This window comes from Pacificibacter marinus (genome assembly GCF_018860665.1).
GTDB classification, from domain to species: Bacteria; Pseudomonadota; Alphaproteobacteria; order Rhodobacterales; family Rhodobacteraceae; genus Celeribacter; species Celeribacter marinus_A.
Genome location: NZ_JAHKPK010000018.1, coordinates 1 through 24,799, shown reverse-complemented (window position 1 = coordinate 24,799; position 24,799 = coordinate 1). Strand labels below are relative to the sequence as shown.

At 53.1% G+C, this 24,799-nt stretch carries 21 protein-coding genes and 1 tRNA gene; 14 read left to right on the top strand and 8 right to left on the bottom strand.

Features of this window, described 5'->3' with window-relative positions:
• The first annotated feature begins 109 nt into the window (after positions 1-109).
• Entirely contained in the window at positions 110-838 is a 729-nt protein-coding gene (locus tag KO497_RS04635; RefSeq protein ID WP_215942803.1) for a DUF502 domain-containing protein, read from the top strand.
• A gap of 35 nt (positions 839-873) precedes the next feature.
• Here the strand turns inward: KO497_RS04635 and KO497_RS04630 are convergent, their stop codons facing one another.
• A complete protein-coding gene (locus KO497_RS04630; protein ID WP_215942802.1) occupies positions 874-1,647 on the bottom strand; it encodes a 3-hydroxybutyrate dehydrogenase in 774 nt (257 codons plus the stop codon).
• 51 nt (positions 1,648-1,698) lie between these two features.
• On the opposite strand from KO497_RS04630, the gene KO497_RS04625 reads away from it, so the two are divergent.
• The 3 genes from KO497_RS04625 to KO497_RS04615 all read left to right on the top strand — a co-directional run bounded on the left by KO497_RS04625 (position 1,699) and on the right by KO497_RS04615 (position 3,976).
• On the top strand, positions 1,699-1,896 hold the full coding sequence (locus tag KO497_RS04625; RefSeq protein ID WP_215942801.1) for a hypothetical protein: 198 nt from the start codon (positions 1,699-1,701) through the stop codon (positions 1,894-1,896).
• 152 nt (positions 1,897-2,048) lie between these two features.
• Entirely contained in the window at positions 2,049-3,863 is a 1,815-nt protein-coding gene (locus tag KO497_RS04620) for an extracellular solute-binding protein (protein ID WP_215942800.1), read from the top strand.
• The gene (locus KO497_RS04615; protein WP_215942799.1) at positions 3,863-3,976 is read left to right on the top strand and encodes an entericidin EcnA/B family protein; all 114 of its coding nucleotides are present in this window, start codon (positions 3,863-3,865) and stop codon (positions 3,974-3,976) included. The genes KO497_RS04620 and KO497_RS04615 overlap by 1 nt, the downstream gene beginning before the upstream one ends.
• A 384-nt stretch (positions 3,977-4,360) precedes the next feature.
• Here KO497_RS04615 and KO497_RS04610 read toward each other — a convergent pair whose 3' ends face one another.
• Positions 4,361-4,597 carry a hypothetical protein gene (locus tag KO497_RS04610; RefSeq protein ID WP_215942798.1) on the bottom strand — a complete coding sequence of 79 codons (237 nt, stop codon included), beginning with the start codon at positions 4,595-4,597 and terminating at the stop codon, positions 4,361-4,363.
• 337 nt (positions 4,598-4,934) lie between these two features.
• On the opposite strand from KO497_RS04610, the gene KO497_RS04605 reads away from it, so the two are divergent.
• Positions 4,935-5,585: a DsbA family oxidoreductase gene (locus tag KO497_RS04605; protein WP_215942797.1), complete on the top strand. Its 651-nt coding sequence runs from the start codon at positions 4,935-4,937 to the stop codon at positions 5,583-5,585.
• Positions 5,586-5,703: 118 nt separating this feature from the next.
• Here KO497_RS04605 and mfd read toward each other — a convergent pair whose 3' ends face one another.
• Complete coding sequence (gene mfd / locus KO497_RS04600) at positions 5,704-9,168, bottom strand: transcription-repair coupling factor (RefSeq protein WP_215942796.1); 3,465 nt, start codon at positions 9,166-9,168, stop codon at positions 5,704-5,706.
• 16 nt (positions 9,169-9,184) lie between these two features.
• On the bottom strand, positions 9,185-9,712 hold the full coding sequence (locus KO497_RS04595) for a component of SufBCD complex (RefSeq protein ID WP_215942795.1): 528 nt from the start codon (positions 9,710-9,712) through the stop codon (positions 9,185-9,187).
• Between the two features lie 151 nt (positions 9,713-9,863).
• On the opposite strand from KO497_RS04595, the gene hemB reads away from it, so the two are divergent.
• Positions 9,864-10,862 (top strand): porphobilinogen synthase, encoded by a 999-nt coding sequence (gene hemB, locus KO497_RS04590; protein WP_215942794.1) that lies wholly within the window; start codon positions 9,864-9,866, stop codon positions 10,860-10,862.
• 181 nt (positions 10,863-11,043) lie between these two features.
• Positions 11,044-11,637 carry a YSC84-related protein gene (locus tag KO497_RS04585; protein WP_215942793.1) on the top strand — a complete coding sequence of 198 codons (594 nt, stop codon included), beginning with the start codon at positions 11,044-11,046 and terminating at the stop codon, positions 11,635-11,637.
• Between the two features lie 76 nt (positions 11,638-11,713).
• On the opposite strand, the gene KO497_RS04580 is transcribed toward KO497_RS04585, so the two are convergent.
• A complete protein-coding gene (locus tag KO497_RS04580) occupies positions 11,714-12,826 on the bottom strand; it encodes a Ppx/GppA phosphatase family protein (protein ID WP_215942792.1) in 1,113 nt (370 codons plus the stop codon).
• 235 nt (positions 12,827-13,061) lie between these two features.
• Here KO497_RS04580 and KO497_RS04575 point away from each other — a divergent pair, with 235 nt between their 5' ends.
• The 4 genes from KO497_RS04575 to KO497_RS04560 all read left to right on the top strand — a co-directional run bounded on the left by KO497_RS04575 (position 13,062) and on the right by KO497_RS04560 (position 17,089).
• Positions 13,062-13,367, top strand: coding sequence for a virulence factor (locus KO497_RS04575; protein WP_215942791.1), 306 nt, complete (start codon positions 13,062-13,064; stop codon positions 13,365-13,367).
• Positions 13,368-13,428: 61 nt separating this feature from the next.
• Positions 13,429-14,418, top strand: a complete 990-nt coding sequence (locus KO497_RS04570; protein ID WP_215942790.1) for a methyltetrahydrofolate cobalamin methyltransferase — start codon at positions 13,429-13,431, stop codon at positions 14,416-14,418.
• Positions 14,419-14,439: 21 nt separating this feature from the next.
• Complete coding sequence (locus KO497_RS04565) at positions 14,440-15,006, top strand: pseudouridine synthase (RefSeq protein WP_215942789.1); 567 nt, start codon at positions 14,440-14,442, stop codon at positions 15,004-15,006.
• Positions 15,007-15,025: 19 nt separating this feature from the next.
• Positions 15,026-17,089, top strand: coding sequence for an ASKHA domain-containing protein (locus tag KO497_RS04560; protein ID WP_215942788.1), 2,064 nt, complete (start codon positions 15,026-15,028; stop codon positions 17,087-17,089).
• 288 nt (positions 17,090-17,377) lie between these two features.
• On the opposite strand, the gene KO497_RS04555 is transcribed toward KO497_RS04560, so the two are convergent.
• Positions 17,378-18,697 (bottom strand): ATP-binding protein, encoded by a 1,320-nt coding sequence (locus KO497_RS04555; protein ID WP_252729521.1) that lies wholly within the window; start codon positions 18,695-18,697, stop codon positions 17,378-17,380.
• 75 nt (positions 18,698-18,772) lie between these two features.
• Between KO497_RS04555 and KO497_RS04550 the strand changes: the two genes are divergently transcribed.
• From KO497_RS04550 to KO497_RS04540, 3 genes are all read left to right on the top strand, one after another.
• Positions 18,773-19,678 carry an MBL fold metallo-hydrolase gene (locus tag KO497_RS04550; RefSeq protein WP_215942786.1) on the top strand — a complete coding sequence of 302 codons (906 nt, stop codon included), beginning with the start codon at positions 18,773-18,775 and terminating at the stop codon, positions 19,676-19,678.
• A gap of 68 nt (positions 19,679-19,746) precedes the next feature.
• A tRNA-Asn gene (locus KO497_RS04545) sits at positions 19,747-19,821 on the top strand.
• Between the two features lie 133 nt (positions 19,822-19,954).
• Positions 19,955-21,715, top strand: a complete 1,761-nt coding sequence (locus tag KO497_RS04540) for a site-specific integrase (protein ID WP_215942785.1) — start codon at positions 19,955-19,957, stop codon at positions 21,713-21,715.
• Here KO497_RS04540 and KO497_RS04535 read toward each other — a convergent pair whose 3' ends face one another.
• Both KO497_RS04535 and KO497_RS04530 read right to left on the bottom strand, forming a co-directional pair.
• Positions 21,716-23,551 carry a hypothetical protein gene (locus KO497_RS04535; protein ID WP_215942784.1) on the bottom strand — a complete coding sequence of 612 codons (1,836 nt, stop codon included), beginning with the start codon at positions 23,549-23,551 and terminating at the stop codon, positions 21,716-21,718.
• A gap of 519 nt (positions 23,552-24,070) precedes the next feature.
• On the bottom strand, positions 24,071-24,799 hold a 729-nt coding region (locus tag KO497_RS04530; RefSeq protein ID WP_215942783.1), incomplete at its 5' end, for a hypothetical protein.

Sequence of the window (24,799 nt, the reverse complement as noted above, 5' to 3'; positions counted from 1 at the left end):
TTCGTCCCTAAATGGATATTTAGGCCGCAGCTGTCATTGTGTCTGTCATGTTGTGTGCCTAGGTTCCAATTAACTGGCGATCACGCCCCTTTAGGTATGCTTTGAGATTATGACCAACCCGTTCGACGACCCGACTCCAACGCCTGCTCCGCGCCGTACAATGTTTGCTGCTTTGCGAGCATCATTTTTTACCGGATTGGTTGTCGTCGCTCCCATTGGCCTAACCGCCTATTTGATTTGGACTGTAACGGGTTGGTTCGATGGCTGGGTGCTCAATTTTGTGCCCCGCGCCTATCATCCCGGTGAGGTTATAAATCGACTTTTAGGCTACCATGACCCGGCCAACCAATTGCCCGTCAACGTACGCGGCATTGGTGTTGTTATTTTTTTAATTTTCACTGTGGTCGTTGGTTGGCTGGCCAAAGGACTTTTGGGCCGCTCTTTCATCAAATGGGCCGAGTCAGTTGTTGATCGCACGCCTGTGGTAAGCTCGATCTATAACGGATTGAAACAAATCGCAGAAACGGTATTCGCGCAATCCGAATCATCCTTTGATCAAGCGTGTATGGTTGAATATCCACGCAAAGGTACATGGGCAATTGGCTTTGTATCGACGACGGCCAAGGGCGAAGTTGCAGCCATCGCGGATGACGATGATCCGCTGATCTCAATCTTCGTGCCAACAACACCTAATCCGACTTCGGGATTCTTATTGTTTTTCCCAAAGTCAGAGGTCAAAATTCTTGATATGACAGTTGAGGATGCCGCAAAATTGGTAATTTCAGCAGGGCTTGTCTATCCAAACGGCAAAGATGGTATTGCGCCGCCCAAAAATTAAGGCGCGGCACAACACCCGTCAGATAAACCCGACGACTATAATGCAGTCCAGCCGCCATCTATGGACAGTGTCGTTCCCGTCATCTGTGCGGCTGCGTCAGAAGCCAAGAACACACATGTCCCACCAAGCTGTTCCACCGTTGCGAAGGCTTTTGACGGCTGACGTTCCAGCAGAACTTCACGAATGACCGTTTCGCGGTCCATACCGTATTTTTCCATCGTATTCGGAATTTGCGCTTCGACCAGTGGCGTCAATACATAGCCAGGGCAAATCGCATTGGCGGTGATGTTTTCCTCGGCTGTCTCAAGCGCTGTCACTTTGGTCAGCCCCACAACGCCATGCTTGGCCGCGACATAAGCCGATTTATACGGTGACGCCGTCAAACCATGCGCCGAGGCGATGTTGATCACCCGTCCCCATCCAGCAGCGCGCATAATGGGCAAAGCGGCCGCCGTGGTGTGAAAAGCGGAGCTCATATTGATGGCGATGACAGCATCCCATTTGTCGCTTGGAAATTCGTCAATCGCGGCGACATGTTGAATGCCCGCGTTGTTTACCAAAATATCGCAAACGCCTGCCTGTTCGATCAAAGAACGGCACTCGGCCCCTTTTGACATATCCGCCGCAATGTAGCGTGCTTTGACACCGTATTGGGCTGCGATATCGGTTGCGATTGCGTGATCTTCTGGGCGATCTGTGAATGAATTGAGCACGATATCTGCGCCAGCCTTTGCCAGTTCAATCGCCACCCCAAGGCCGATCCCAGAATTTGATCCCGTGATCACCGCTGTTTTACCGCTTAAAGTCATCCTTTTACTCCTCCTGTCGTGCATCATTTTCATGCGTCAGGACCAGAATAGATGCTGCACCCGCAAATCAAAGGGGAATCGAAAGCGAAGCAGAAGAATCGGTTTTGTGATCAAATGGATGGCGTCTGTGAGTGGCCAACATGGGCAAAGAAAGCTGTGCTGCAGATGCAAATGCCTCAAGCCAGCTTGGGGATTCGTCAAAAACGGGCAAAAAAAAACGCCCGCACAAGGCGGGCGCAAAGTTATTGAGGCAGGTTTCATACAGGCAAGAAACCTATCGAGCAGTGATCTCTTTATACGCGTAACTTTGCTGCCATCCAAGCTAAAAGTTTGATACCCCCGTCCAAGAGGCCTAAGCTAAGATATAATAAAACCACAGGGATGGAGGCATTGTTTCAATAATGGCGACGCAATTTTTCGGTAAAATTCTAACTTCGACGACCGCTTTGGCGATGTGTTTCGCGGGGTCGATGGTTTTGGCCGAGCCAAAACATGGCATCGCTATGTATGGCGAGCCCGCCCTACCACAAGATTTCGTGTCCCTACCCTACGCCGACCCTGAGGCGCCCAAGGGTGGAAAAATCGTCACCGGCGAAGGCGGCACCTTCGACAGCTTGAACCCTTTCATCCAAAAAGGGACGACGCCGTGGCAGCTTAGATTTATGATGGCAGAAAGCTTGATGGGGCGATCTTATGGCGAACCTTTCGCGCTCTACGGTGTTTTAGCCGAATCGATTGATGTCGGACCTCATCGCGAGTGGGCCGAATTTACCCTGCGCCCCGAAGCTAAGTTTTCGGATGGCAGCCCTGTGACTGTCGAAGATGTCATGTGGTCATATGAAAAATTGGGGACCGAAGGCCATGGTCGTTATGCCTCCTTGTGGGGCCAGATTGAAACGATGGAACAAACCGGTCCACATTCGGTCAAGTTCACCTTCAACACCGACAACCGCGAATTGGCCTTACTTGTGGGTATGCGCCCTATTTTGAAAAAAGCGCAATGGCAGGGCAAGGATTTCACCAAATCCGGCTTTGACACTATCCCGATTGGGTCAGCACCCTATGTGATTTCCGATTTCAAAGCTGGCAATTTTGTCGAATTAACCCGCAACCCTGACTATTGGGGCAAAGACCTGCCTTTCATGCGTGGTCAGGCCAATCTTGACACCATTCGTTGGGAATTTTTCACAGATTCCAGCCTTGTTATCGAAGCTTTTAAAGCCGGTGAATTGAATGCGCACCGCGAATTCAACGTGCAAACATGGGAGGATCAATACAATTTCCCTGCTGTTGAGCGCGGCGATGTGATCAAATCCATCATCCCGCATCAACGTCCCTCTGGCATGACAGGGCTTGCGATGAACATCCGCCTGCCCCAGTTCCAAGATTGGCGTGTGCGACAGGCTTTGATCGAGGCGTTCAATTTCGAATATATCAATGAAGTCCAGACCGGATCCAAACAAGACCGCATTACATCGTATTTCTCGAATTCGGTTCTGGGCATGCAAGACGGTCCGGCAACGGGCAAAGTGGCTGACCTTCTCGCGCCTTTTACGGACGACTTATTGCCGGGCGCTATGGAGGGTTACAGCTTTTCACAAACCAATGGCACGCAAAATGATCGCAAAACACTGCGCCGCACGATGGGTTTGTTTGAAGAAGCTGGATGGACGGTGCAAGACGGTGTGATGAAGAACGCCGCAGGTGAGCCTTTTACGTTTGAGATTTTACTTAAAGTGGGTGATGACGAAAACCAATCCATCACAGATACTTACGTTACAGCCCTCAAGCAAATTGGCATCACACCGACTGTCTCAGTGGTCGATAGCCCTCAATACCTTGAGCGGGTATCCTCCTTTGATTTCGGCATGACCAATATACGGCGTGGTATGAGTCTATCGCCTGGTAATGAGCAAAAATCCTATTGGGGGTCGGAATCGGCAGACATCGTAGGCTCACGCAATATCATCGGCATCCAATCAGAGGCGATTGATTCATTGGTTGATACGATGCTGTCATCAACCGACAATGAGGTCTTTGTCGCCTCAGCACGCGCCTTGGATCGCGTCTTGACCTCTGGGCGCTATGTTATCCCATTTTATCAATGGAAAACCTCTCGTCTTGCCCATGCAAAAGAGTTAAAATTCCCCGAAACCTTGCCGATCTATGGCGATTGGCCCGGTTGGCAACCTGATGTTTGGTACTGGAAAGACTGATGAAAACGATACTTGCTTTGATACTACTGACCACCTTGGCGTCCTGTGGCACCGTCGCAGGGGTTGGCGAAGACATTACCGGTGCATCGCGCACCGTCCAAGGCTGGCTCTGAGTGATCAAAATTTTCTGGTGTTTCACCCTATGCGTCGCGATCTCTGGTTGCGGCGCAGCGCGTCTTGGCGTCAAGACGACAGCAAAGGTAACAAAAACCGCAGTCAAAACCACTGTCGCGGTCGTCAAATAATCACGCCGTAAGTGCGAAAATATCGCGACTTTGGTGATGCGTTTCATCGCAAACGAACGGCTCAAGCGCCAAGCCATTTTCACGCGCTTTGACGCCCAGATTTAAGCCGCTTTTCAAAATCAAAACAAAAGAAAACCCCCGGATGCTGTTTCTCGCATCTTCGGGGGTTCTTGGGACCAAACGCCAGTCGTCTTGGGGAAACACTGCTCGATGGGGGTATCTTGCTTGGCCCTATTCTGTGAAGCGCGACGACTACTCTTTGGGGGCGGTCGTGCCTGTAAGATATTCAATACTGCTCAGCTCGTTAGACAAAGACGATCCGGTCGGCATCCAATCCAACGCCCCTGCTGCGATCACCAGAGACGCAATAGCACCCAAGACCAGCGTCACAACCGGCAAACGAAAGCGTGGCGATAGAATGGGCGAACTAGAACGCCCGTGAGCGCGACCTTGGAAGGAAGAAAATGAGCGGTCAGAATAAAATGCCATGATCGTAACCTTGATGAACTCTTTGATTGCAATGAGTTAACCACAATACGGGCGGTGCGTCACGCGTGGCGCACTGTAACATTTTCAGCGGTATTTGGAGTTTTTTGCACCATCAAAATTAGAACAATAACAGTACATAAGGGGAATATGGGCAAGTTTGCAAAGTTGCAAACTCCTTGAATATCTAGATATAGGTCAATGAGAACATCTGATCCGAGCCAAATCGTGAGGTGGAGGAATATTTTCCTTTTATGGATTCGGCTTTCATTTTTGTTGAAATGCGTTAGCTATGAGCAACGACAATCGAAGCAAAATTAGCCGCACAGGACACCCGCACATGATCAAACTCGACATCTTTTCAGACCCCATTTGTCCGTGGTGCTACATCGGCAAAGCCCGCCTTGAGGCCGCCTTAGAACAACGTCCAGACCATCCCTTTGTTGTGGAATGGCACCCGTTTCAATTGAACCCCGACATGCCCCAAGATGGCATGGATCGCCGTGCATATCTTGAAGGCAAGTTTGGTGGCACAGCTGGCGCGACATCCGCCTATCGCCCCATCGTCGAAACATTGGCAGCCGAATTGCCCGCCGCAGATTTAGGCAAAATCCAGAAGACGCCGAACACATTGAACGCGCACCGCTTGATTCACTGGGCCGGCCTTGAGGCGAAGCAAACGCTGATGGTCGACGCCCTGTTCGAGGCATATTTTGTCGATGGCCGCGACATTGGCGATACGGAAACGCTCGCGGATATTGCGGATTCCATTGGCATGGATGCCTCTGTCGTGACCCGATTGCTGAACACGCAAGAAGACGTCGACATGATCAAATCACGCGATATCCACGGGCGTGAACGTGGCATCACCGGCGTGCCATTGTTTGTCGTGGCGCAACAGCATGCCGTGTCTGGCGCACAAAACAGCGAACTCTGGCTGAATGTTATTGACGAATTGATGGAGCAAGTCGGCGACTCCACAGTTCAGTGAATGTGACTTTTTCTCGCCAAGGCACAAAACATGGGTCACCGATGTTGGGTCTTGGCGGGTTGACCGCTTGATAAAACATCAACACCCGTCAAAATTTTATCCACAAACTTTGGACTGACTATTTGGACGCCTCTTTGGCATATTTTGCCAAATCTTGTGCAATTGAATAAGCGCCCTTGATCTTATCGCTGTCACGTTTCCAGTCACGACGCACAATAATCTTGTTGTCCTTGACCTTAGCCAGACCTTTTTGCGCCTGAATAAAGCTCACCAGACCAACAGGACTTGCGTATTTGTCGTTGTGGAACTGAATGGTCACGCCCTTTGGCCCCCCGTCAAGACGGGCTATGCCAGCGTCGCGGCATTTTTCTTTGATCCGAACAATCACCAGCAAAGTGTTGACCTCTTTGGGTAATTTACCAAATCTATCGATCAATTCTGCGGCGAAACCTTCCAGTTCAACCTTGGTACGCAAACCAGAAAGCCTGCGGTACAATCCGAGACGCACATCCAAATCTGGCACATAAGTATCGGGGATCAAGACTGGCACGCCCAAATTGATCTGCGGTGCCCATTGGCCGTCATCATCAAAATCAACCGCCTCGTCACCCGATTTGATCTTGGCAATCGCCTCTTCCAGCAGGTTTTGATACAGCTCAAACCCGACCTCTTTCACTTGGCCAGACTGCTCTTCGCCGACCAAATTGCCCGCGCCGCGGATATCAAGATCTTGAGAGGCCAGAGTAAATCCAGCGCCCAATGTATCCAAACTGCCCAAAACCCGCAGACGTTTTTCCGCCGTAGCCGTCAAAGGCGCGCGAGGTTTGGTGGTCAAATAGGCATAGGCGCGGGTTTTCGCACGACCAACACGACCACGAATTTGATAGAGCTGCGCCAAGCCAAACATGTCGGCGCGGTGAATAATCATCGTGTTGGCGGTCGGAATATCAATGCCACTTTCCACAATGGTCGTCGCCAACAGCACATCATATTTGCCATCGTAAAAGGCATTCATCCGATCATCGAGCTCGCCCGCCGCCAATTGGCCATGGCCAATAACAAAGCTGACTTCTGGCACTTCGCGACGCAAAAACTCCTCAATTTCGGGGATATCTTTGATGCGCGGCACCACAAAGAACGACTGCCCCCCGCGATAATGTTCACGCAGCAAGGCTTCGCGCAGCGTCACCGTGTCAAATTCAGACACATAAGTGCGGATCGACAAACGATCGACTGGCGGCGTGCCAATGATCGACAAATCGCGTACACCAGTGAGCGACATTTGCAAAGTGCGCGGGATCGGCGTCGCAGACAGAGTCAAAACATGAATGTTTGTTTTCAATGATTTGAGGCGTTCTTTATGCGTGACACCAAAGCGTTGCTCTTCGTCGACAATCGTCAAACCAATATTGTGGAATTTCACATTCTTGGCCAAAATCGCATGGGTGCCAACAACGATATCAACCTCACCCGAGGCAATGCCCGCCCGCGTCTGTGCCATGTCTTTTGCCGATACAAAGCGCGACATGGGGCGTACGTTGATCGGAAAACCACGGAACCGTTCGGCAAAGGACCTATAATGCTGGCGCGCTAGCAATGTCGTCGGCGCAATCATAGCCACCTGAACGCCGCACATCGCCGCAATAAAGGCCGCGCGCATCGCAACTTCGGTTTTGCCAAAGCCCACATCGCCACAAATCAGGCGATCCATGGGGCGCCCCGCTTCGAAATCATCAAGCACATCTTCAATGGCGCGCAGCTGATCTTCTGTCTCAGTATAGGGGAAACGCGCACAAAAGGCTTCCCACATTTCATCAGGCGGTAACATGATCGGCGCTTTGCGCAGATGGCGTTCGGCAGCAATACGAATGAGCTTTTCGGCAACTTCGCGGATGCGCTCTTTCATGCGTGATTTCTTGGCCTGCCAAGCCCCGCCACCAAGACGATCCAACATGCCTTCGTCATGGCCATAACGGCTTAAAAGTTCAATATTTTCAACGGGAAGATACAGACGGTCCCCGCCTGCATATTCTAGCAACAAACATTCATGCGCAGCCCCAAGTGCCGAGACAACTTCAAGCCCTTTATAAATCCCAACGCCATGTTCAACATGAACGATCAAATCGCCAACAGACATGCTTGAATGCTCTGTCAGAAAATTTTCAGCACGCTTTTTACGATTTGGACGGCGGATAAGGCGATCACCAAGCACGTCTTGCTCGGAAATAACCGTGATGCGCCCTGCGTCGACTTTGGCCTCGAACCCTTCGTCCAATGGCCAAATGGCCAAATAGACACCACCGACTCCCTCAGGCACATCGCGCCAATCGCCAATTTCAACGGCACCGTTGAGATCTTGATCCTGCAAAAGCGTCGAGATGCGATCTCGCGCGCCCTCTGACCAAGACGCAATTATCACCTGCCCCTCTTTGCGTTTCACATTAATATGCTGCGCTAAGCTATCGAAAAGGTTCACATTATCAAGCTGCCTTTCGGGCGAAAAACTTCGCCCGATAAAGCCGCCAGCATCTATGACTCCCAATCCGGTTGGTTGCGGCAATGCATGGAAAGAGAGCACGCGGCGGCCTTGTATCTCGGCCTCCCAAGCAGCATCATTGAGATACAAAAGTTCAGGCGGACAGGGTTTGTACACACTGTCCATACGGCCTTTGGCTTTCAGCGCTTCTGCACGGTTTTCATACTGATCCTGAATGCCTTCCCAACGTGAAAGACGTGCGGCAGTCGATTGATCATCAAGAGAAATTGTCGCGTTGGGCACGTAATCCAATAGGGTCTCAAGCTGCGCGTGAAAGTATGGCAACCAATGCTCTAGCCCTGCATGTTTTTTGCCGGCAGAAACCGCTTCATACACAGGATCATCCGATCCAGCGGCGCCAAATTCAATACGGTAATTCTGACGAAAGCGTGTGATCGAGGCTTCATCCAAAATCACTTCAGATACAGGCGTAAAGGTGATTTCTTTCAGACTTGTCGTTGTGCGCTGATTGCTTGGATCAAACCGGCGTAAACCGTCAAGTTCGTCACCAAAGAAATCGAGCCGGACTGGCAAATCTTGCCCCGGCGCAAACACATCGATGATACCGCCACGGATTGCATAATCGCCTGGCTCCACCACCGTCGGCGCTTGCGTAAAGCCCATACGCACCAAAAACGCCCGCAGATTGGCCTCGTTGATCCGTTCGCCAACACGCGCTGTAAACGCCGCTTCTGCCAAGGTGGCGCGCGCCGGTACCCGCTGGGTTGCGGCCGCCAAAGTTGTCAGCAATATAAATCGTTTGGGGGCGGCACCATGCGCAAGAGCGGCCAAGGTTGCCATCCGATGCGCCGAGATGTCAGAATTGGGAGACATGCGATCAAATGGCAAGCAATCCCAAGCAGGAAAATCCAGAACCGGCATATCAGGTGCGAAAAACCGCAAGGCCATGCGCATCGCCGCAAGACGTTTGTCATCGCGCGCGATATGGATGACCGGGCCATCAGATTTGGCAACTTCACGGGCCAGAAGATAGGCGTCAAAACCTTCAGGCGCGCCGCCAACTTGAATATGGGTGCTGTTGCTCATGAGTGCTTTCCGCGTGTTATCCGCCCAAAGGGCCTGTCACGAGATTTTGGTACATACCCCACATCGCCGTGATGAAAATAGAAACCATACCAATCAGTTGTGTAAAAAACCTATGGCGTCGCAGAACTGAAAATAGCGCTTTACCCATGGGCTGCTCAGCTCTGATTTTCCGAGCGGTGTTGATGCTCATCAGTCCGACGAGGCTCATGGGCAAGGCCATCAAAAAAATCGCCTGTGCAAACTCAACGTCGTAGAAAAGCCCTAAGGCAAATAATATGGTTAAAGATGCAGTGGCAAAACCGACGATAAATAAACCCGAGACTTCGGCGATATTCAAAATGCGCCCCACGTTGATACGCACCAAAACTTCTATGTCCTGCATTTTCTCATCACCGTCTTTCGCAGCGCGTTGCGCAAGGTCGAAAGGTACTCCCAACACGTAATGAGAGGCGGTGGACCATAGAACCGCCAAAGCGATCCAGTACCACAGGTTCGAAAAGGACCGCATATCGATCACTTCAAAAATGGTTTGATAGAGGTTCAAAGTGGTAATTCTTTCTGATCGTTAAGCGTATTTATGGCAGCTTGGGCGACTTTATGCTGCGGTTGCGGCGATTCCTACCCTTGATGAGAGGTAAAATCCATGTCACCCCATGGAATTAGATATATCTGTGACCAGCGCCGAAGGACAGCCTATGCCCCGCACTCTTGCTCCCTACCCTTTGACACGTCTGCGCCGCACCCGCAAAATGGAATCCTTGCGTGGCTTGGTGCGTGAAAATGCCCTTGAAGTGCATGATTTGATTTGGCCGGTTTTCGTACAAGAGGGTGACAATGCACGCACACCGATTGTATCGATGCCGGGTGTTGATCGGCTATCAGTGGATTTATTGGTCAAGGCTGCGACTGAGGCCTACGCTTTGGGCATCCCGGCCATTTGTCTTTTTCCCTATATAGAGCAAGATCTTAAGACCGAAGATTGCAGTGGCGCTTGGGCCCCTGACAATTTGGTGAACCGCGCCATTCGTGCAATCAAAGCGGCGGTGCCAGAACTGGCGATCATGACAGATGTGGCGCTTGATCCTTACAACATCAACGGCCACGATGGTTACGTGGTGGATGGCGAGATCGTCAATGACATGACGGTCGAAGCTTTGGTGAAAATGGCCGTGGCACAGGCGGATGCTGGCGCAGATATCATCGGCCCGTCTGATATGATGGACGGACGCATTGGCGCCATTCGCCGCGCGTTAGAAGTGGCAGGTCACAGCAATGTGACCATCATGTCCTATTCGGCCAAATATGCCTCGGCCTTTTACGGACCGTTTCGCGATGCTGTTGGAGCCTCTGGTGCGCTTAAAGGCGACAAAAAGACCTATCAAATGGACCCTGCCAATTCAGATGAGGCCCTGCGTTTGATCGAGCGCGATTTGATGGAAGGCGCTGACATGGTCATGGTCAAACCAGGGTTGCCCTATCTAGACATCTGCCGTTCGGTCAAGGATCGCTTCGGGGTACCAACCTTCGCCTATCAAGTGTCAGGCGAATACGCGATGATCGCTGCCGCCGCGCAAAACGGTTGGATTGATCGCGAAAAAACCATGCTGGAAAGCCTGATGTGCTTTAAACGTGCGGGCTGTAATGGGATTTTGACCTATTTTGCCCCTGACGTAGCGCGCCTTTTGGCGAAATAGACTCTTATCTTAGGGCAAACCGCTCTGAAAACAGGGGAATATCTGCCGAATATCACCCAAATGACGATTGGGCGATGACAAGGCACGTGTAGTCACTGTAATCTACAAGCAAAGAGGCCAAAGAGCCTTATTCATGAGGATATGGTGTCTCCAAGACATTAAAATTATAAAGGGCAGCTCCATGATCAAACCATTGGCGCAGACAGATACATCAACACCATCAAAGGCCAACCGCCGCACATTTATGATCGGCTTAGGCGCAACAAGCCTTCTAACCGCTTGTAACAATGGGCTGAGTGGGAATGGCGGGCCCCGTATTGACGCGCGTGCAGATGCGTCCTTGCAATATCTTTACAGCACCTACCCCAATACCAGTGATTTGCGTGATAAATCTGTTGGCATGCTGGTGATGCCGCTGGTCACTGAAGCGGGCTTTGGCCTTGGTGGGTCTTACGGGCGCGGTGTTTTGCGCGTCAATGACGTGACAGTTGATTATTATTCATCCACACAAGCCTCAATCGGCCTGCAAATCGGCGCTCAGCAATATGCGCATGTGCTGTTTTTCATGACCAATGATGCCTTGCAAACCTTCCGCGGATCACCGGGTTGGGCTGCGGGAGCAGACATCGAATATGCGCTGAACAATCGTGGTGAAAACCTGTCGGCAGAGACAACGACCTCGCTGTCTCCTGTGATTGCTGTGGTCTTCGGTCAAGCCGGACTGATTGCAGGTGCCACAGTGGAAGGCACCAAATACACGCGCATCATTCCATAGGATTATTTCTATATTTTACTTTAAAACGCTCCACTTACGGGGCGTTTTTTATGTGATACATTCAGAGAAAATCAGACTATGGAACTGTTTCTTCCAAAACGCCATCCATGCTCATTTGCGCATAAAGCAATCCTTCGCGCAGCCCACGATCCGCGACAGACAAACGATCTGTCGGCCAAATCCGCAACAGCGCCTGCAAGATAGCAGAGCCTGACATGATCAACTCTTGCCGATCTCGCCCAATACGCGGGTCACGGCGGCGCCCTTCTGGTCCAAGATCAAGATAATCACGGATCACGCGATCGATCTGTTCTGACGTCATACGCAGGCCATCGACCTTATTGCGATCATAACGCCGCAAGCCTAAATGTGAGGCAGCAACGGTGGTGACCGTCCCAGAAGTCCCGATGATCTGAAATCCCTCGCGGCAGGCGTCATTGGCATAGGGCGCAAAATTGGCCAGTTTTTCCTCAAACAGCCATGACATCAACGCGAAACGCGCGGAATCGTCTTCGACATCACGGAACTGATCTTTCAGCGTCGCCACGCCCAATGGCACAGAAATCCAATCGACGACCTTGGCGTGTGGGAAAGGGCTGTCCGCATTCTGAAATCCACGGTGTAAACGCATGATCGCGCGCGGGCGCTCGATACGCGGCACAGAGGAGAGATCAATCCAAACCAATTCGGTCGAGCCGCCACCAATATCCACGACCAAAAGTTGATCCGTCTTGGTCGACACCAAAGGCGCGCATGAAATCACCGCAAGGCGCGCTTCTTCTTCAGGTTTGATAATTTCCAGATCTATCCCAACTTCGCGGCGCACAGCGCGCAAAAAGTCGCGAGAATTTCGAGCACGACGGCAGGCTTCTGTGGCCACAAGGCGCATCCGCTTAACGTCATGTTTTTCAAGCTTTTTCTTGCAGACCTTCAAGGCTTGCAAGGTGCGTGAAATGGAAGACCGTGACAAACGCCCTGTCTGTTCCAATCCAGCGCCAAGCTGGACAGATTTCGAAAAACTGTCCACCACATGAAACTGACTGCCTTTGGGTTGGGCAATCAACATGCGGCACGAATTTGTGCCAAGATCCAGCGCGGCATAGAGCTGCGCCGGGTCGACTATTGCAGGTGCGAGAGGCTCGACCGCTTTGGGGAACACGCCCGCACCATTGGGACGCTTGGGCGTCATATCACACGCCCTCCATTCTGAGTTGATTTGATCTTACGCGCAAAATCGGGCGCGCTGCAAGCCTAGTAAACCGTTCAAGTCTTCACCTTTTTCGTGATCTGCTCTGATTGACCCCGCTTTCACTCATAACCTTCTTGAGAATTTTTCCAGCCAGACAAGCCTTCACAGGTCTGGCGCAACCCCGCCCTTTTCTTTAAGCCTTGGCGCCAACGTAATCCTATGTTTGAGGCCCCCTATGTCTGAGCTTACAATTATCTATTGGCGCGACATCCCCGCACAGGTCCGTGTGGGCCGTGGCCGCAAAGCCGCCCGCGCAGTTTTGCCTGAACGGTTCGAACAAGCCATAGACCGTGTTGCCATGCGTATCGGTGCCACGGATGGCGATGCATATATGGCCGAATGGCGAGATGTATCTGGCGGAACCGTCGAGGGCGATCTGCAAGCCGCTGCGGATGCCAAAGCCGCCGAGCTTGATACAATCTTTGACAAAGAGGCGCTGAAAACCCTCATAGACAATGACGGCGTTGCGCCAACTGCGTAATCGCCTGTAAATAGATTTGGCCCAGACCTGAGGCCAGCAGCCCCCTAAAAGGACGACCCACATGACCCGCACTGTGATTGAGAGCAAAACAAAAACCGTCGTGATCGGCTTTGACGAGCCGTTTTGCGTGATCGGTGAACGTATCAACCCAACGGGGCGCAAAAAACTGGCCGCTGAATTAGAGGTTGGCGATTTTTCCACTGTGGAACGTGACGCGCTGGAACAGGTTTTGTGTGGCGCGAACATTTTGGACATCAACTCAGGCGCTGTGTTTTCCAACAAAATGGCCGAAGATCCCCGTTATGCGGACAACAACTTTGTTGAGCCGCCCTTGATGCGCGAATTGATTGCGCGGGTTCAGGCGGTTGTGGATGTGCCTTTGTGCATCGACAGCTCAGTGCCGGCGGCTTTGGAAGCGGGGCTTGAGGCCTCAGAAGGCCGTCCGCTTTTGAACTCTGTCACCGGTGAAGAAGAACGCCTTGAGCTGGTTTTGCCTTTGGTGAAAAAATACAACGTGCCAGTTGTGGCGATTTCAAACGACGACACTGGCATTTCCGAAGACCCCGATGTGCGTTTTGCTGTGGCCAAAAAGATTGTCGAGCGTGCCGCTGACTTTGGCATTCCGGCCCATGACATTGTGGTTGATCCACTGGTGATGCCCATCGGCGCGATGCGCACGGCTGGTCAGCAAGTTTTCACTTTGGTACGCCGCTTGCGCGAAGAATTAGGCGTCAACACCACTTGTGGCGCGTCCAATGTGTCCTTTGGCTTGCCACAACGTCACGGTATCAACGCAGCGTTTTTGCCAATGGCCATCGGCGCAGGCATGACATCTGCGATCATGAACCCTGTGCGTTTGCAAGAAATGGAAGCCATCCGCGCGGCCAATTTGTTGATGAACCACGACCCTGATGGCAGTCAATGGATCGGCTTTAGCCGCATCATGGATGCTGTGGCAGCCGGTGCGTCCTTTGCTGATGCCGCCAAAGACGCCGCAACGGGTGGCGGCTCTGGCGGTGGACGTCGCGGTGGCGGACGACGTCGCCGTTAATTGACCTAAAAGGATATTGATATGGCGCGCTTGATCGCACTGAACAAACCTTTCGATGTGCTCTCGCAGTTCACCGACAAAGGCACCGAGGGCACCAAGCGCGCCACCCTATCTGATTTCGTCAAAGTGCCCGCGGTTTATCCCGCAGGGCGGCTTGATCGCGACTCTGAAGGGCTTTTGCTGCTCACTGATGACGGACAGCTTCAGGCGAAAATTTCGAACCCGAAAAACAAAATGGCCAAAACCTATTTGGCACAAGTCGAGGGCGAAATCTCGGATGAGGCCATCGATCATCTGCGCCGCGGAGTTGAGTTGAAAGACGGTTTGACCCGTCCCGCCAAAGCGCGGCGGGTGGCGGAACCAAAGATGCTATGGGAGCGCACCCCGCCTGTGCGCTACCGAAAATCTGTGCCAGACAGTTGGCTTGAATTGACGATTTCAGAAGGCAAAAACCGCCAAGTGCGCCGCATGACCGCCCATGTTGGCTTTCCGACCCTGCGTCTGATCCGTGTTGCCATCGGCCCCTGGACCATTGCGGGCCTGAAAAATGGCGAGTGGCGCGACCTCGACCCGACTGATTTTAAATAACCTCCGAAAAGAGACCCAAATGAGCGACGCGTCCCAAGACACAAGCCCTGCCCAAGACCCGTTGGTGATTTTCACCCCATCCGGAAAACGTGGCCGCGTGCCAAGTGGCACATCCGTCTTGGCGGCAGCGCGTCAGCTTGGCGTGGATTTGGATTCTGTGTGTGGCGGACGTGGCGTCTGTTCGAAATGTCAGGTGCAGCCCTCGTTTGGTGACCACTCCAAACATGGTATCACCGCAGGCGAAGATGCGCTGACCGAATTCAACGCCGTCGAAGAACGCTATGATCGTGTGCGAGGCCTCAAAACGGGTCGTCGTTTGGGCTGTCAGGCCTGCGTGACTGGCGATGTCGTTTTGGATGTGCCGCCTGAAAGCCAAGTGCACAAACAAGTGGTGCGCAAAGCGGCCACCACGCGTCATATCGAAATGGACCCTGCGACGCGGCTTTACTATGTCGAAGTGGCACAGGCCGATATGCATGATCCCTCGGGCGATTGGGAACGCACTGAATTGGCTTTGAAAACCCAGTTTGATCTGGACGAAATCTCCCTGCCCTTTGCCCTGCTAGCCCCTTTGCAAAAAGCGCTGATCGACGGTAAAAACGCCGTCACTTTGGCCGTTCATACTGCCCGCGCTGGGGCTGCGAAAGTTGTTGGCATTTGGCCTGAATTTGCAGAACCCAATCTTTATGGCCTCGCGGTTGATCTGGGGTCCACCACGATTGCGGCGCATTTGACCAATCTGGTGACCGGAGAAGTGAAAGCCTCTGGCGGTGTGATGAACCCGCAAATCCGCTTTGGCGAAGACCTGATGTCGCGCGTGTCTTATACAATGATGAACGAGGGTGGGTCTACCGATATGACCATTGCCGTGCGTGATGCGATGAACACGCTGGCGCAAGACCTGACCACCGAAGCCGGCTTGGCCGTCACCGATATCTACGAGACCGTATTTGTGATGAACCCTGTGATGCATCACCTGCTTTTGGGGCTTGATCCGATCCCACTGGGCCAAGCGCCTTTTGCGCTGGCGACCTCGTCTGCTATGGATCTGTCAGCCAGTGACATAGGTCTGAATTTCGCCCCCCAATCACAGATCTATATTTTGCCGCTGATCGCGGGGCATGTCGGGGCTGATGCGGCCGCTGTGGCCTTGTCAGAGGCCCCACAAAACGTTGATCCGATGACATTGATCGTCGATGTCGGCACCAATGCCGAGATCATTTTAGGCAATAAAACCCGCGTCTTGGCTTGTTCATCGCCCACAGGCCCCGCCTTTGAAGGCGCGCAAATTTCCAGCGGTCAACGGGCCGCACCCGGTGCGATTGAACGTGTCGAGATTGATCCCACCACCAAAGAACCGCGCTTCAAAGTTATTGGCTGTGATCTGTGGTCCACTGATCCTGAATTCGCCGTGCAAACCGCCACCACAGGTGTCACGGGTATTTGTGGGTCGGGCATTATCGAGGCCGTCGCAGAAATGCGCATGGCTGGGCTGGTGGATGCGGGTGGTCTGATCGGGTCTGCGGCGCAAACCGGCACTGAGCGCTGTCGTCCAACAGGGCGCACCCACGCCTATTTGCTGATGGATGGCTCTGCCGATGGAGGGCCGGTGATTGAGGTCACGCAAGGCGATATCCGCGCCATTCAACTTGCAAAATCAGCGCTTTACGCTGGTGCGCGCCTGCTTATGGATGAATTTGGCACGGACACAGTTGATCGTGTTGTGCTGGCCGGCGCTTTTGGGGCGCATATTTCCCCCAAGCACGCGATGGTGTTGGGCATGATCCCCGATTGTGCGCTTGATCAAGTCGTCTCTGCTGGCAACGCCGCAGGCACAGGCGCGCAAATCGCTCTGTTGAACGTCGCCGCACGGCGCGAAGTCGAGGCCTTGGTGCATCAAATCACCAAAGTCGAAACCGCAATCGAGCCGCGGTTCCAAGAACACTTTGTCGAGGCCAATGCCATCCCTCATGCGACTGCGCCATTTACGGGTCTGCGCGCTTTGGTATCTTTACCAGAGGTATCGTTCAATGCGGGCGGCGGCGAAGGTGGTCGCGGCACAGGCAGACGTCGGCGGCGATAAATCTACGCCACATCTTTGTGGTGTGATGGGAAACACAGACCTGAATCTATGCGAACAATTGATCACGACTGACCCAAACCTCTCGATTTAAAAGCCCGTTTGGGATGTTGCAGAATGCGTTGATCCCGACCTGCAGTAAGGACCGTCACATCAGTTCGACAGTTCAATTATAAAACGTGATATTTCGACGTCATGTAATGTGAGGCGCTCCGGGTTTAGATTTGTTAGGGGCAACCTCGGCCGCTTTTTTGATCGATAGGCATATGATCGACGTCAGTCTGGATTGGCTCAAGACTGCGACGCGCGTGCAATGACAATTTCAGCTTTCAAGCCGCCAAGTTCAGCACTGTGACCAAGCCGCAGGCTACCGCCATGTTTGCGCGCTATATCTGTTGCGATGGCCAAGCCAAGCCCAACGCCAGACCCACGGTTTTGATTGCGTGCCGCGTCCAAGCGCACAAAAGGTTGCAAGACTTTTCCACGATCCGCCTCTTCGATGCCCGGACCATCGTCTTCGACACAAAACACCACAGATCGCTCATGAATGGTCAAGGACACATGAGCAGAGGTTCCGTATCTCAAAGCATTTGAAATCAGGTTATCCAAAGCGCGGGCCAAAGCATCAGGGCGCGCAGAAATCACATATTTCCCAAGCTCACTTGGATCACAGGTGATCGCGCCCCCCGCCCGTTTGGACCGCTCAAAAGCGCCCATCAAAATCGACACAGGATCGACCTTTTGAGGCTCATCCAAAGCGTCCGCACGAGTAAAGGCTAAGAATTCATCCAAAAGCCGCTCCATTTCGGACAAATCCTCATGCAACGCGTCAATGTCTTCTGCCTGATGGGGATCTGTGTCCAAAAGCGATAGGCTAAGCCGCATACGGGTCAGGGGCGTGCGCAGATCATGTGATACGCCAGACAGGATCAAGGTACGCTGCTCGATATGTCGTTCAATCCTTGCGCGCATATCGACAAAGGCGGCACCTGCCGCACGCACTTCTAATGCACCTGCTAATTTATAGGGCTCATTGCGTCCTCGTCCGAAAGCCTCAGCCGCACGCGCTAACCTGCGGATAGGACGCAACTGATTGCGCAAAAACGTTGCAGCGACAATCGCCATGATGACACTGGTTACAAGAGTCACAAGTATCAATTGATGCGGATTTTTGGCAGAGGCCCGCTCACGTGGCACTTGGATTTCAATGTGTTGATCGTTGAGGCGCACCCCAATGATAACGCGACGCGTGTTTGACTTTAGATCTACACCTTCTATTCCTTGCACACGCTCATACAGGATTCTGGAAATCAAAATACCTGAAAAATCATACCATGCCCGCTGATCAACTACGGATGTCTCGTCATCAATTGCACGCGTCAAAAATCCAAGACGCTCATCCAAGTCATGCATAACTTCTGGCAGCTCTTGGCCGGGAACATTTTGCAACGCATCGACATAGAACGAAACATCCGCACGTACGCCGCGCATCAATTGATCGGTGACATCGCTAAAATAACGTTGCGAAAAGGCGACCAAAACCACAAGCTGCAAAACAATGATTGGCACCAGCAAGATAAGCACAGCACGGCCATAAAGACCACGTGGCATGTATTTTTTTAACCATGCGAATAACATAAGCTATTGGTAGCTGCGCAGATCATGCTTGCATAGAGGAAACGCGAAATGGAACGCCCCGAAACAGTGAGTATGCTCACGACTGGCCTGATACGGGTGATCGCGCCCAATCCATCGCCGATGACCTATTGGGGCACCAACAGTTATATTTTGGGCACTGGCGCGGCGCGCGTGCTTATTGATCCGGGGCCAAAGGATTCTCAGCACCAACAGGCGATGTTAAACGCCCTGCCCCATGGCACAGTGATCTCTCATATCTTGGTGACCCATGCCCATAAAGACCACAGTGGCGGCGCGCAAGATTTGGCACAGGCGACAGGCGCAAAGGTCTTGGCTTTTGGTGATGCCCGATCGGGGCGGTCCGAAGTGATGACCCAGCTTGCCGCCACCACACAAATGGGCGGCGGTGAAGGAGTGGATATGACATTTGAACCGGACGTATTGCTCAAAGATGGTCAACAGATAGAGACTCCTGCGGGTCCAATCACTGCGCTGCACACTCCGGGTCATATGGGCAATCATTTGTGCTTTGCGTGGAATAACTGCCTGTTCAGTGGAGATCTGATTATGGGGTGGTCCAGTTCTCTCATTTCCCCACCCGATGGGGATGCCGCAGCCTTTCGCGACAGTTGCCACAAACTGCTGATGCGTCCAGATACGCCGCTCTTCGCAGGACATGGCGCGCCTGTTGAATCAGGACATGCCCGTATCAACGCTTTGCTCGTTCATCGCGCCAAACGAGAGCAGCAAATCCTGCAAGCACTCGAATATAAATCCATGGACCTGAAAACTTTAACCAAAGCGGTCTATGGAAACCTTGAGTCCTTTACGTTGAAAGCCGCAGCACGCAATACGCTGGCACATCTTATTGATCTCAAAGAACAATCAAAGATTGAAGCCACGCCAAACCTGCATGAATCAGCTGTTTTTTCACTGGCAGAGAACAAAGTTTAAAAAAAGTAGGATTTTGTCATAAATCCCTCTTGCAGCCTCCATTTCTCATAGCTATACACCCCACATATTCCGGCGTAGCTCAGCGGTAGAGCAGTTGACTGTTAATCAATTGGCCGTAGGTTCGATCCCTACCGCCGGAGCCATTTACAACTTAAGTTGTTGAAATACCTAGCGAAGTCACAGCGTGGCTTCGCGGGTGTGGCATCAGGGTGTTACATCACCCTACCCCCACAAGACATGACCTCTTCGTATCCGTCCCAACAGGACCTGACACGAATGTTCAACCAACCTCATCTCTCAAAACGCGGCTATATCTATCAATGGCGGCGTCGTTTTCGCCGGTTTTCCACAGGAATCGTCGATATCAAGCTCTCGCTGGGGACGACAGACCTGCGCTGCGCACATATATTGTCCCGCAGGATCAGTGCGGAAAGCGATATCGTTATGGAACAACTCACCCACCAACAGATCACGCCTGAGATGGCGCGGCGCTGGCTTGCCAGTGTCATCACCAAAGAGCGGGCAAAGATCGAGAAGCTGAAACTGCTGCACCGTTTTGATTCCAGTGATTCCGCCGATGATCTGCGCCACGATCAAGCGACAGCTGACGCTTGGGCACAGGTGAATGCGGACGGCCTGCACGGCGCGACGTCTGATCAGCCATTGGTATCTTTGAATCTGGACATCATCCGCGATGACCTGTCAAGCGAAGCGCGCCAGAACATCATTCAGCGCGATTTTAAGGCGTTAACGGGGCACCCGCGGCTCTCGGCGTTTGATCGTGCGAAGCTGATATCCCTGCTGATCGCTGGGAAATCCGCAGCGTGGAACCGGCACAAAGATGCCTTGGCAGATATCGACACGGCGGCAGATGACCTTTGGGACGAGGCCTCTCACTTGCTCGCATCAGAGACAGAGCCGCCTGCTGCTCCCCTGCAGCTTGCCCCTGCCCCCGAGGTAGACACTGACACTCTCGACCCCGACATGATGGCCGTTGTGTCCCGCATGAACGAGATGAAGCGCAGCGAAGGCATCGAGGAAAAGACCCTGCGCCAATATGAGAGCTTTGTTGGCCTCTTCTCCACGCTGACGGGCATCAGCGATGTGCGCTTGATCCGGCAGACAGATGCAACAGCGTTCCGCGCTGCACTTTACAAGCTGCCAAAAAGCTGGGGCAAAAGCCCTGCTGACCGCAATGCCACCCGTGAAGAGATCATGGCCCGCGCGGAGAAACTGCCACCGGAAAAGGTCGGATTGTCTGTCGGTACGATCAATCGTCACCTTGAGCATCTGGGGCAGATTGTTGAGTGGGCCTCTGATGAGGGCATTTCCGTCAATCCGAACCTCAAGCCAAGCAAACTGCGTCGCAAAGACACGGTGCGCGACTGCGATAAAAAGCAAGCGTTCTCTGAGGCAGAGCTGCGCCGTCTGTTCAAAACGCCGGTTTGGGTTGGCTCGAAGTCAGAACATCATCAAACCGAACACGGTTCAGAAATCTTCCGCAACGGCATCTATTGGTCGCCTTTAATTGGCGCTTTCACAGGCGCACGCCGGGAAGAAATCGCAGGGCTGGCCCCGACCGACATTGTCGAACGCGATGGCATCCCTTGCTTTAACATCGAAGATTCCGAGCTGCGGCGGATTATGAATATCTCCTCAAAGCGTGTCGTGCCGATCCACAGTCGTTTGATCGAGTTGGGTTTTCTGGACTTTGTTGCAAAGGCCCGCGCCAAAGGTCAAATCGACCTATTTCCCGACTTGAGAGAGCCCGCAACAGGTAAGCATGGCCGCAAACTGGGCCGCCGTATGCGTCAGATCATCGACGACGATTTTGGCGTCGAGGGCGCGGGGTTGTCCTTTCACAGCCTGCGCCACTACGTTCAAAGCATACTGGAACATGTGCCCGAGGTGATCGACAAGGTGCTGCGAGATGTTGTCGGCCATGAAGGCAAAGACACACATGAGCGCGTCTATAGCAAATCCACGCCACCCGCTGTCTTGCAAGCGGCGATTGAACGTTTACCGCGCGTGATTTGATCAGGAACTTGGGTCCTCAAAGGTCGGATCGGTTTCTGAATTGGCATTCAGGATGCGGGTCAACTCGGCCCGCTGATCCGCCTCCAAATTCTCGCTCAGATCAAGAACGTAGGCTGCATCCGCTGCAATATCTTCGCGTTCCTTGGTCAAAACGCCTTCAACTGCACGGCTGATTGATTGCGCAATCGGGACCAGTTTCGCAATCACAGGCTTCATGCGGGTCGCAATCCGCTTGCGTTCCTCCTTGGCCCTTGGTGCATTTGGCCCCCAAGTCAGCTTTTCTTCGCTTGGCTTTGAGGCTGATATCCACCGCAATACGGCGCAGCCAAGCATATCAATGCCCTCCACAAGCGCGTCAACCAAGGCCTCTGTCCGTGAAAGCTCCGCCTTGGCGGTCACAATTTTTGATTCAACATCAGCCAGTTCAGTCTCAACGATTGCCCGCTTGTTTTTGCCTTCACTCAGCGCCTTGTCCTCATCTTGCCGCGCCACCTTAAGCGACTGAACCTGTTTTGAAATCAGGCTCAAATCTTCACTTTCCTTTTGTGCCAACGACTTCAGCCGATCAAGCTCTTGGCTCTGCTCTGTCACCTCATCAGCAATTTGATCCTTGTGATTGGAGACCTCCTTGATCTCCTCCAGCGCATCACCCTGCCCCGCCTTTGCCTCTTCCAAATCCGCCTTTGCCGCCTGCAATTTCCCAACCTCAACATCTGTATCTGTCTTCACCTGTTGAAGTGTTTTCTCTGCCTCTTCCGCTGCCTGAACACTCATTGCTGACTTTTCTTCTATGGTGACGAGCGCAGCCTCGGCATCAGCCCTCTCTTTGCGCGCGGCATCCGCTGCACGTTCCTCTTCCTCACGGCGGCGCTCTGCCTTCACCACCTCCCGCGTCGCCGCCTCTTTTCTTTGACGCGCCTCTTTGACCGCGCGTTTGCGCGATTTCCGGATCCCGGCCTTGCCGACGGTCCGCCCATCTTCGACCATCTCTTTGGCTTTGCTCTGTGCAGCCTCCATAATCTCGTTAGATTTCTCATGACCCGCAGCCTGCTGATTAGCCCGCCACTCTGAAGGCGGGATATGGCGGCGCTTTTTCGGCACGTCTTCTCCAGCCTCTTTCGCAACCCGCCGTGCCTCAGCACGCCGTTCACCGCGGGCAATGCCGAGAGGCGCAAAGGCTTCTCCAGCCAAATCCTGCGCGCGTTCGTAATTCTTCAAAAGCGGATTCATCGAGGCCTGCAACAACAACTGCCGTCCACGATTTGCGGTGACCTTTTCTGCCCAAACAGCACCTACGAAATGAATATGATATGCCTCATCGTCATGATGTGCAGAGGCATAACGCAACTGACCATTGGGTAAATGTTCGAGCAGAAAATCCATTGCTGTTTGCTTGAACGCGGCGACCTTCTCCGCATCCCATTCGGCTTGCCCTGTCCCACCGAACCACTCTTTGTTGACCGTTAAAATCCCCTCGCGCAAAGGACCGTCGCCTGAACACCTCCGCCAAGGATCACTTTCACCATCAGCAATCAAAGCTTTACGCTCAGCTTTACGACCCCTCTTGCGCAAACCCTCCATGCGTTCACAAAAGTTGTTGCGCTTTGCTTCGGCAACTTCTGCCTTGATCGTCGCTTGCCAATTTGGCTCGCAATGAAGAACCTCATTCAGCCCCGACGCATCCAGATCAACATGAGAGAGATCACCGCCTTTTCGATGATCATGCATATCAAAGCGGCCAAGGTTATCGGGATGCAGCCCGTTAAATCGAAGGACGATCGGCGGCTTGGGGATGGTGACAAGTTGGGGATTGTCAAATTTGGAATGCACGGACATAGTGAACCTCAGGTTATCTGCTTTCCTCAAGAATGCAGGATAGCCCTGAAAATTCCGGCACAGGTTTCGGAAGTTTTCTTTGTGTTTTGGATCACAAACCCGTGATGATTGCCGCTACGCTACTCACTAGCCATGTTGCGGTCCGGGCAAGCCCTCCCCACAACATGACGTTCGCTCAGGGGATACCCCCAAGACCCCTTCTCGTCAGATCCGTCCGGGCCAAGCCCTTCCTGATCTTCCTGCGACCAGCAGCCTGCTGGACCCGTGGCGTTATGCGAAACTGTTTTTCACTAATGGTAGACGGCGCACCCATGCTATCCGCGTTGAGCCGTCGCATCTCACGTCACGAACGGCCCGCAGCCGTCATTCAAGTCCGGCGCAGCCTATGGCCGCTCCCAGCCCGAAGCGCCCCCGCAGTTCGGCTTGCTTTGCCTACCCGAGCTGTTCAAAATTCCCGTCCATATCTCCACCAAAGTGAGCCAAAAATTCTACAGAAAAGTGGCCCAAGTCAAAGTGGTGTCACTTGCCTTTCCGAGACTTTGAAGCAGGGAGCAAGCGTGGCAGGATGAGGCCTGCGGCGTGACGGGTTTCCGGATTCACGTCGAGCAATGTTGCCTCCCCATTAACGGCAGCCTTCAGCGCGGCATGGATCGGGGCATAACGATTAGCCAGACGAGTCTCTTCGAACCAGTCGACCAAACGCTCGCCAAGTCCAGCCGTGATGGAGAGACGCAGCAAACGTTCCAAGTCATCGGCGAAATTCCAGCCCTCTTGCACCAAGCCTCCTTGCAAGGCCTTGTTCAGATGCTCCGTGGCGTCTCCAAAATTTCCTGCCTGAACGGCGAACGCTGCATCCATCAACGCACGCCCCTCGGTCGGCATGTCTTTGAGATGGGGCAATGTCTCTCTCGCCTTGGAAAGCTCTCTCGATGCAACATACAGCCAAAACAAGTTCCCGTAAGCCAAGGCTTTGTGGCTCTCCGTCACACTTTTCAAGAGCGCTTCAGTGCGCCCCCCCTCGACGCCAGTGTCGATCAAGCGATTGGCTAGAGAGACCTTCGCCCGCACGACCGGTTTCTGCAGCGGGAGGGCGTCGCTGTCGCCGTAGCGGGCGATGAGCGCGTCGTAGACCTCGATCTCTGCAGCAGAATCGCCAGTCTGACCTAACGCGACCGCCTTGTTGAGCATGGCCAGCGCAACCGGTTCCTGCAGCGGGAGGGCGTCGCTGTCGCCGTAGCGGGCGATGAG

What these genes read in the sequence shown, in the direction of transcription:
- KO497_RS04635 (WP_215942803.1), top strand. Translation starts at nt 110, where the DNA reads ATGACCAACCCGTTCGACGACCCGACTCCAACGCCTGCTCCGCGCCGT.
- KO497_RS04630 (WP_215942802.1), bottom strand. Translation starts at nt 1,647, where the DNA reads ATGACTTTAAGCGGTAAAACAGCGGTGATCACGGGATCAAATTCTGGG.
- KO497_RS04625 (WP_215942801.1), top strand. Translation starts at nt 1,699, where the DNA reads ATGCTGCACCCGCAAATCAAAGGGGAATCGAAAGCGAAGCAGAAGAAT.
- KO497_RS04620 (WP_215942800.1), top strand. Translation starts at nt 2,049, where the DNA reads ATGGCGACGCAATTTTTCGGTAAAATTCTAACTTCGACGACCGCTTTG.
- KO497_RS04615 (WP_215942799.1), top strand. Translation starts at nt 3,863, where the DNA reads ATGAAAACGATACTTGCTTTGATACTACTGACCACCTTGGCGTCCTGT.
- KO497_RS04610 (WP_215942798.1), bottom strand. Translation starts at nt 4,597, where the DNA reads ATGGCATTTTATTCTGACCGCTCATTTTCTTCCTTCCAAGGTCGCGCT.
- KO497_RS04605 (WP_215942797.1), top strand. Translation starts at nt 4,935, where the DNA reads ATGATCAAACTCGACATCTTTTCAGACCCCATTTGTCCGTGGTGCTAC.
- mfd (WP_215942796.1), bottom strand. Translation starts at nt 9,168, where the DNA reads ATGAGCAACAGCACCCATATTCAAGTTGGCGGCGCGCCTGAAGGTTTT.
- hemB (WP_215942794.1), top strand. Translation starts at nt 9,864, where the DNA reads ATGCCCCGCACTCTTGCTCCCTACCCTTTGACACGTCTGCGCCGCACC.
- KO497_RS04585 (WP_215942793.1), top strand. Translation starts at nt 11,044, where the DNA reads ATGATCAAACCATTGGCGCAGACAGATACATCAACACCATCAAAGGCC.
- KO497_RS04580 (WP_215942792.1), bottom strand. Translation starts at nt 12,826, where the DNA reads ATGACGCCCAAGCGTCCCAATGGTGCGGGCGTGTTCCCCAAAGCGGTC.
- KO497_RS04575 (WP_215942791.1), top strand. Translation starts at nt 13,062, where the DNA reads ATGTCTGAGCTTACAATTATCTATTGGCGCGACATCCCCGCACAGGTC.
- KO497_RS04570 (WP_215942790.1), top strand. Translation starts at nt 13,429, where the DNA reads ATGACCCGCACTGTGATTGAGAGCAAAACAAAAACCGTCGTGATCGGC.
- KO497_RS04565 (WP_215942789.1), top strand. Translation starts at nt 14,440, where the DNA reads ATGGCGCGCTTGATCGCACTGAACAAACCTTTCGATGTGCTCTCGCAG.
- KO497_RS04560 (WP_215942788.1), top strand. Translation starts at nt 15,026, where the DNA reads ATGAGCGACGCGTCCCAAGACACAAGCCCTGCCCAAGACCCGTTGGTG.
- KO497_RS04555 (WP_252729521.1), bottom strand. Translation starts at nt 18,697, where the DNA reads ATGCCACGTGGTCTTTATGGCCGTGCTGTGCTTATCTTGCTGGTGCCA.
- KO497_RS04550 (WP_215942786.1), top strand. Translation starts at nt 18,773, where the DNA reads ATGGAACGCCCCGAAACAGTGAGTATGCTCACGACTGGCCTGATACGG.
- KO497_RS04540 (WP_215942785.1), top strand. Translation starts at nt 19,955, where the DNA reads ATGTTCAACCAACCTCATCTCTCAAAACGCGGCTATATCTATCAATGG.
- KO497_RS04535 (WP_215942784.1), bottom strand. Translation starts at nt 23,551, where the DNA reads ATGTCCGTGCATTCCAAATTTGACAATCCCCAACTTGTCACCATCCCC.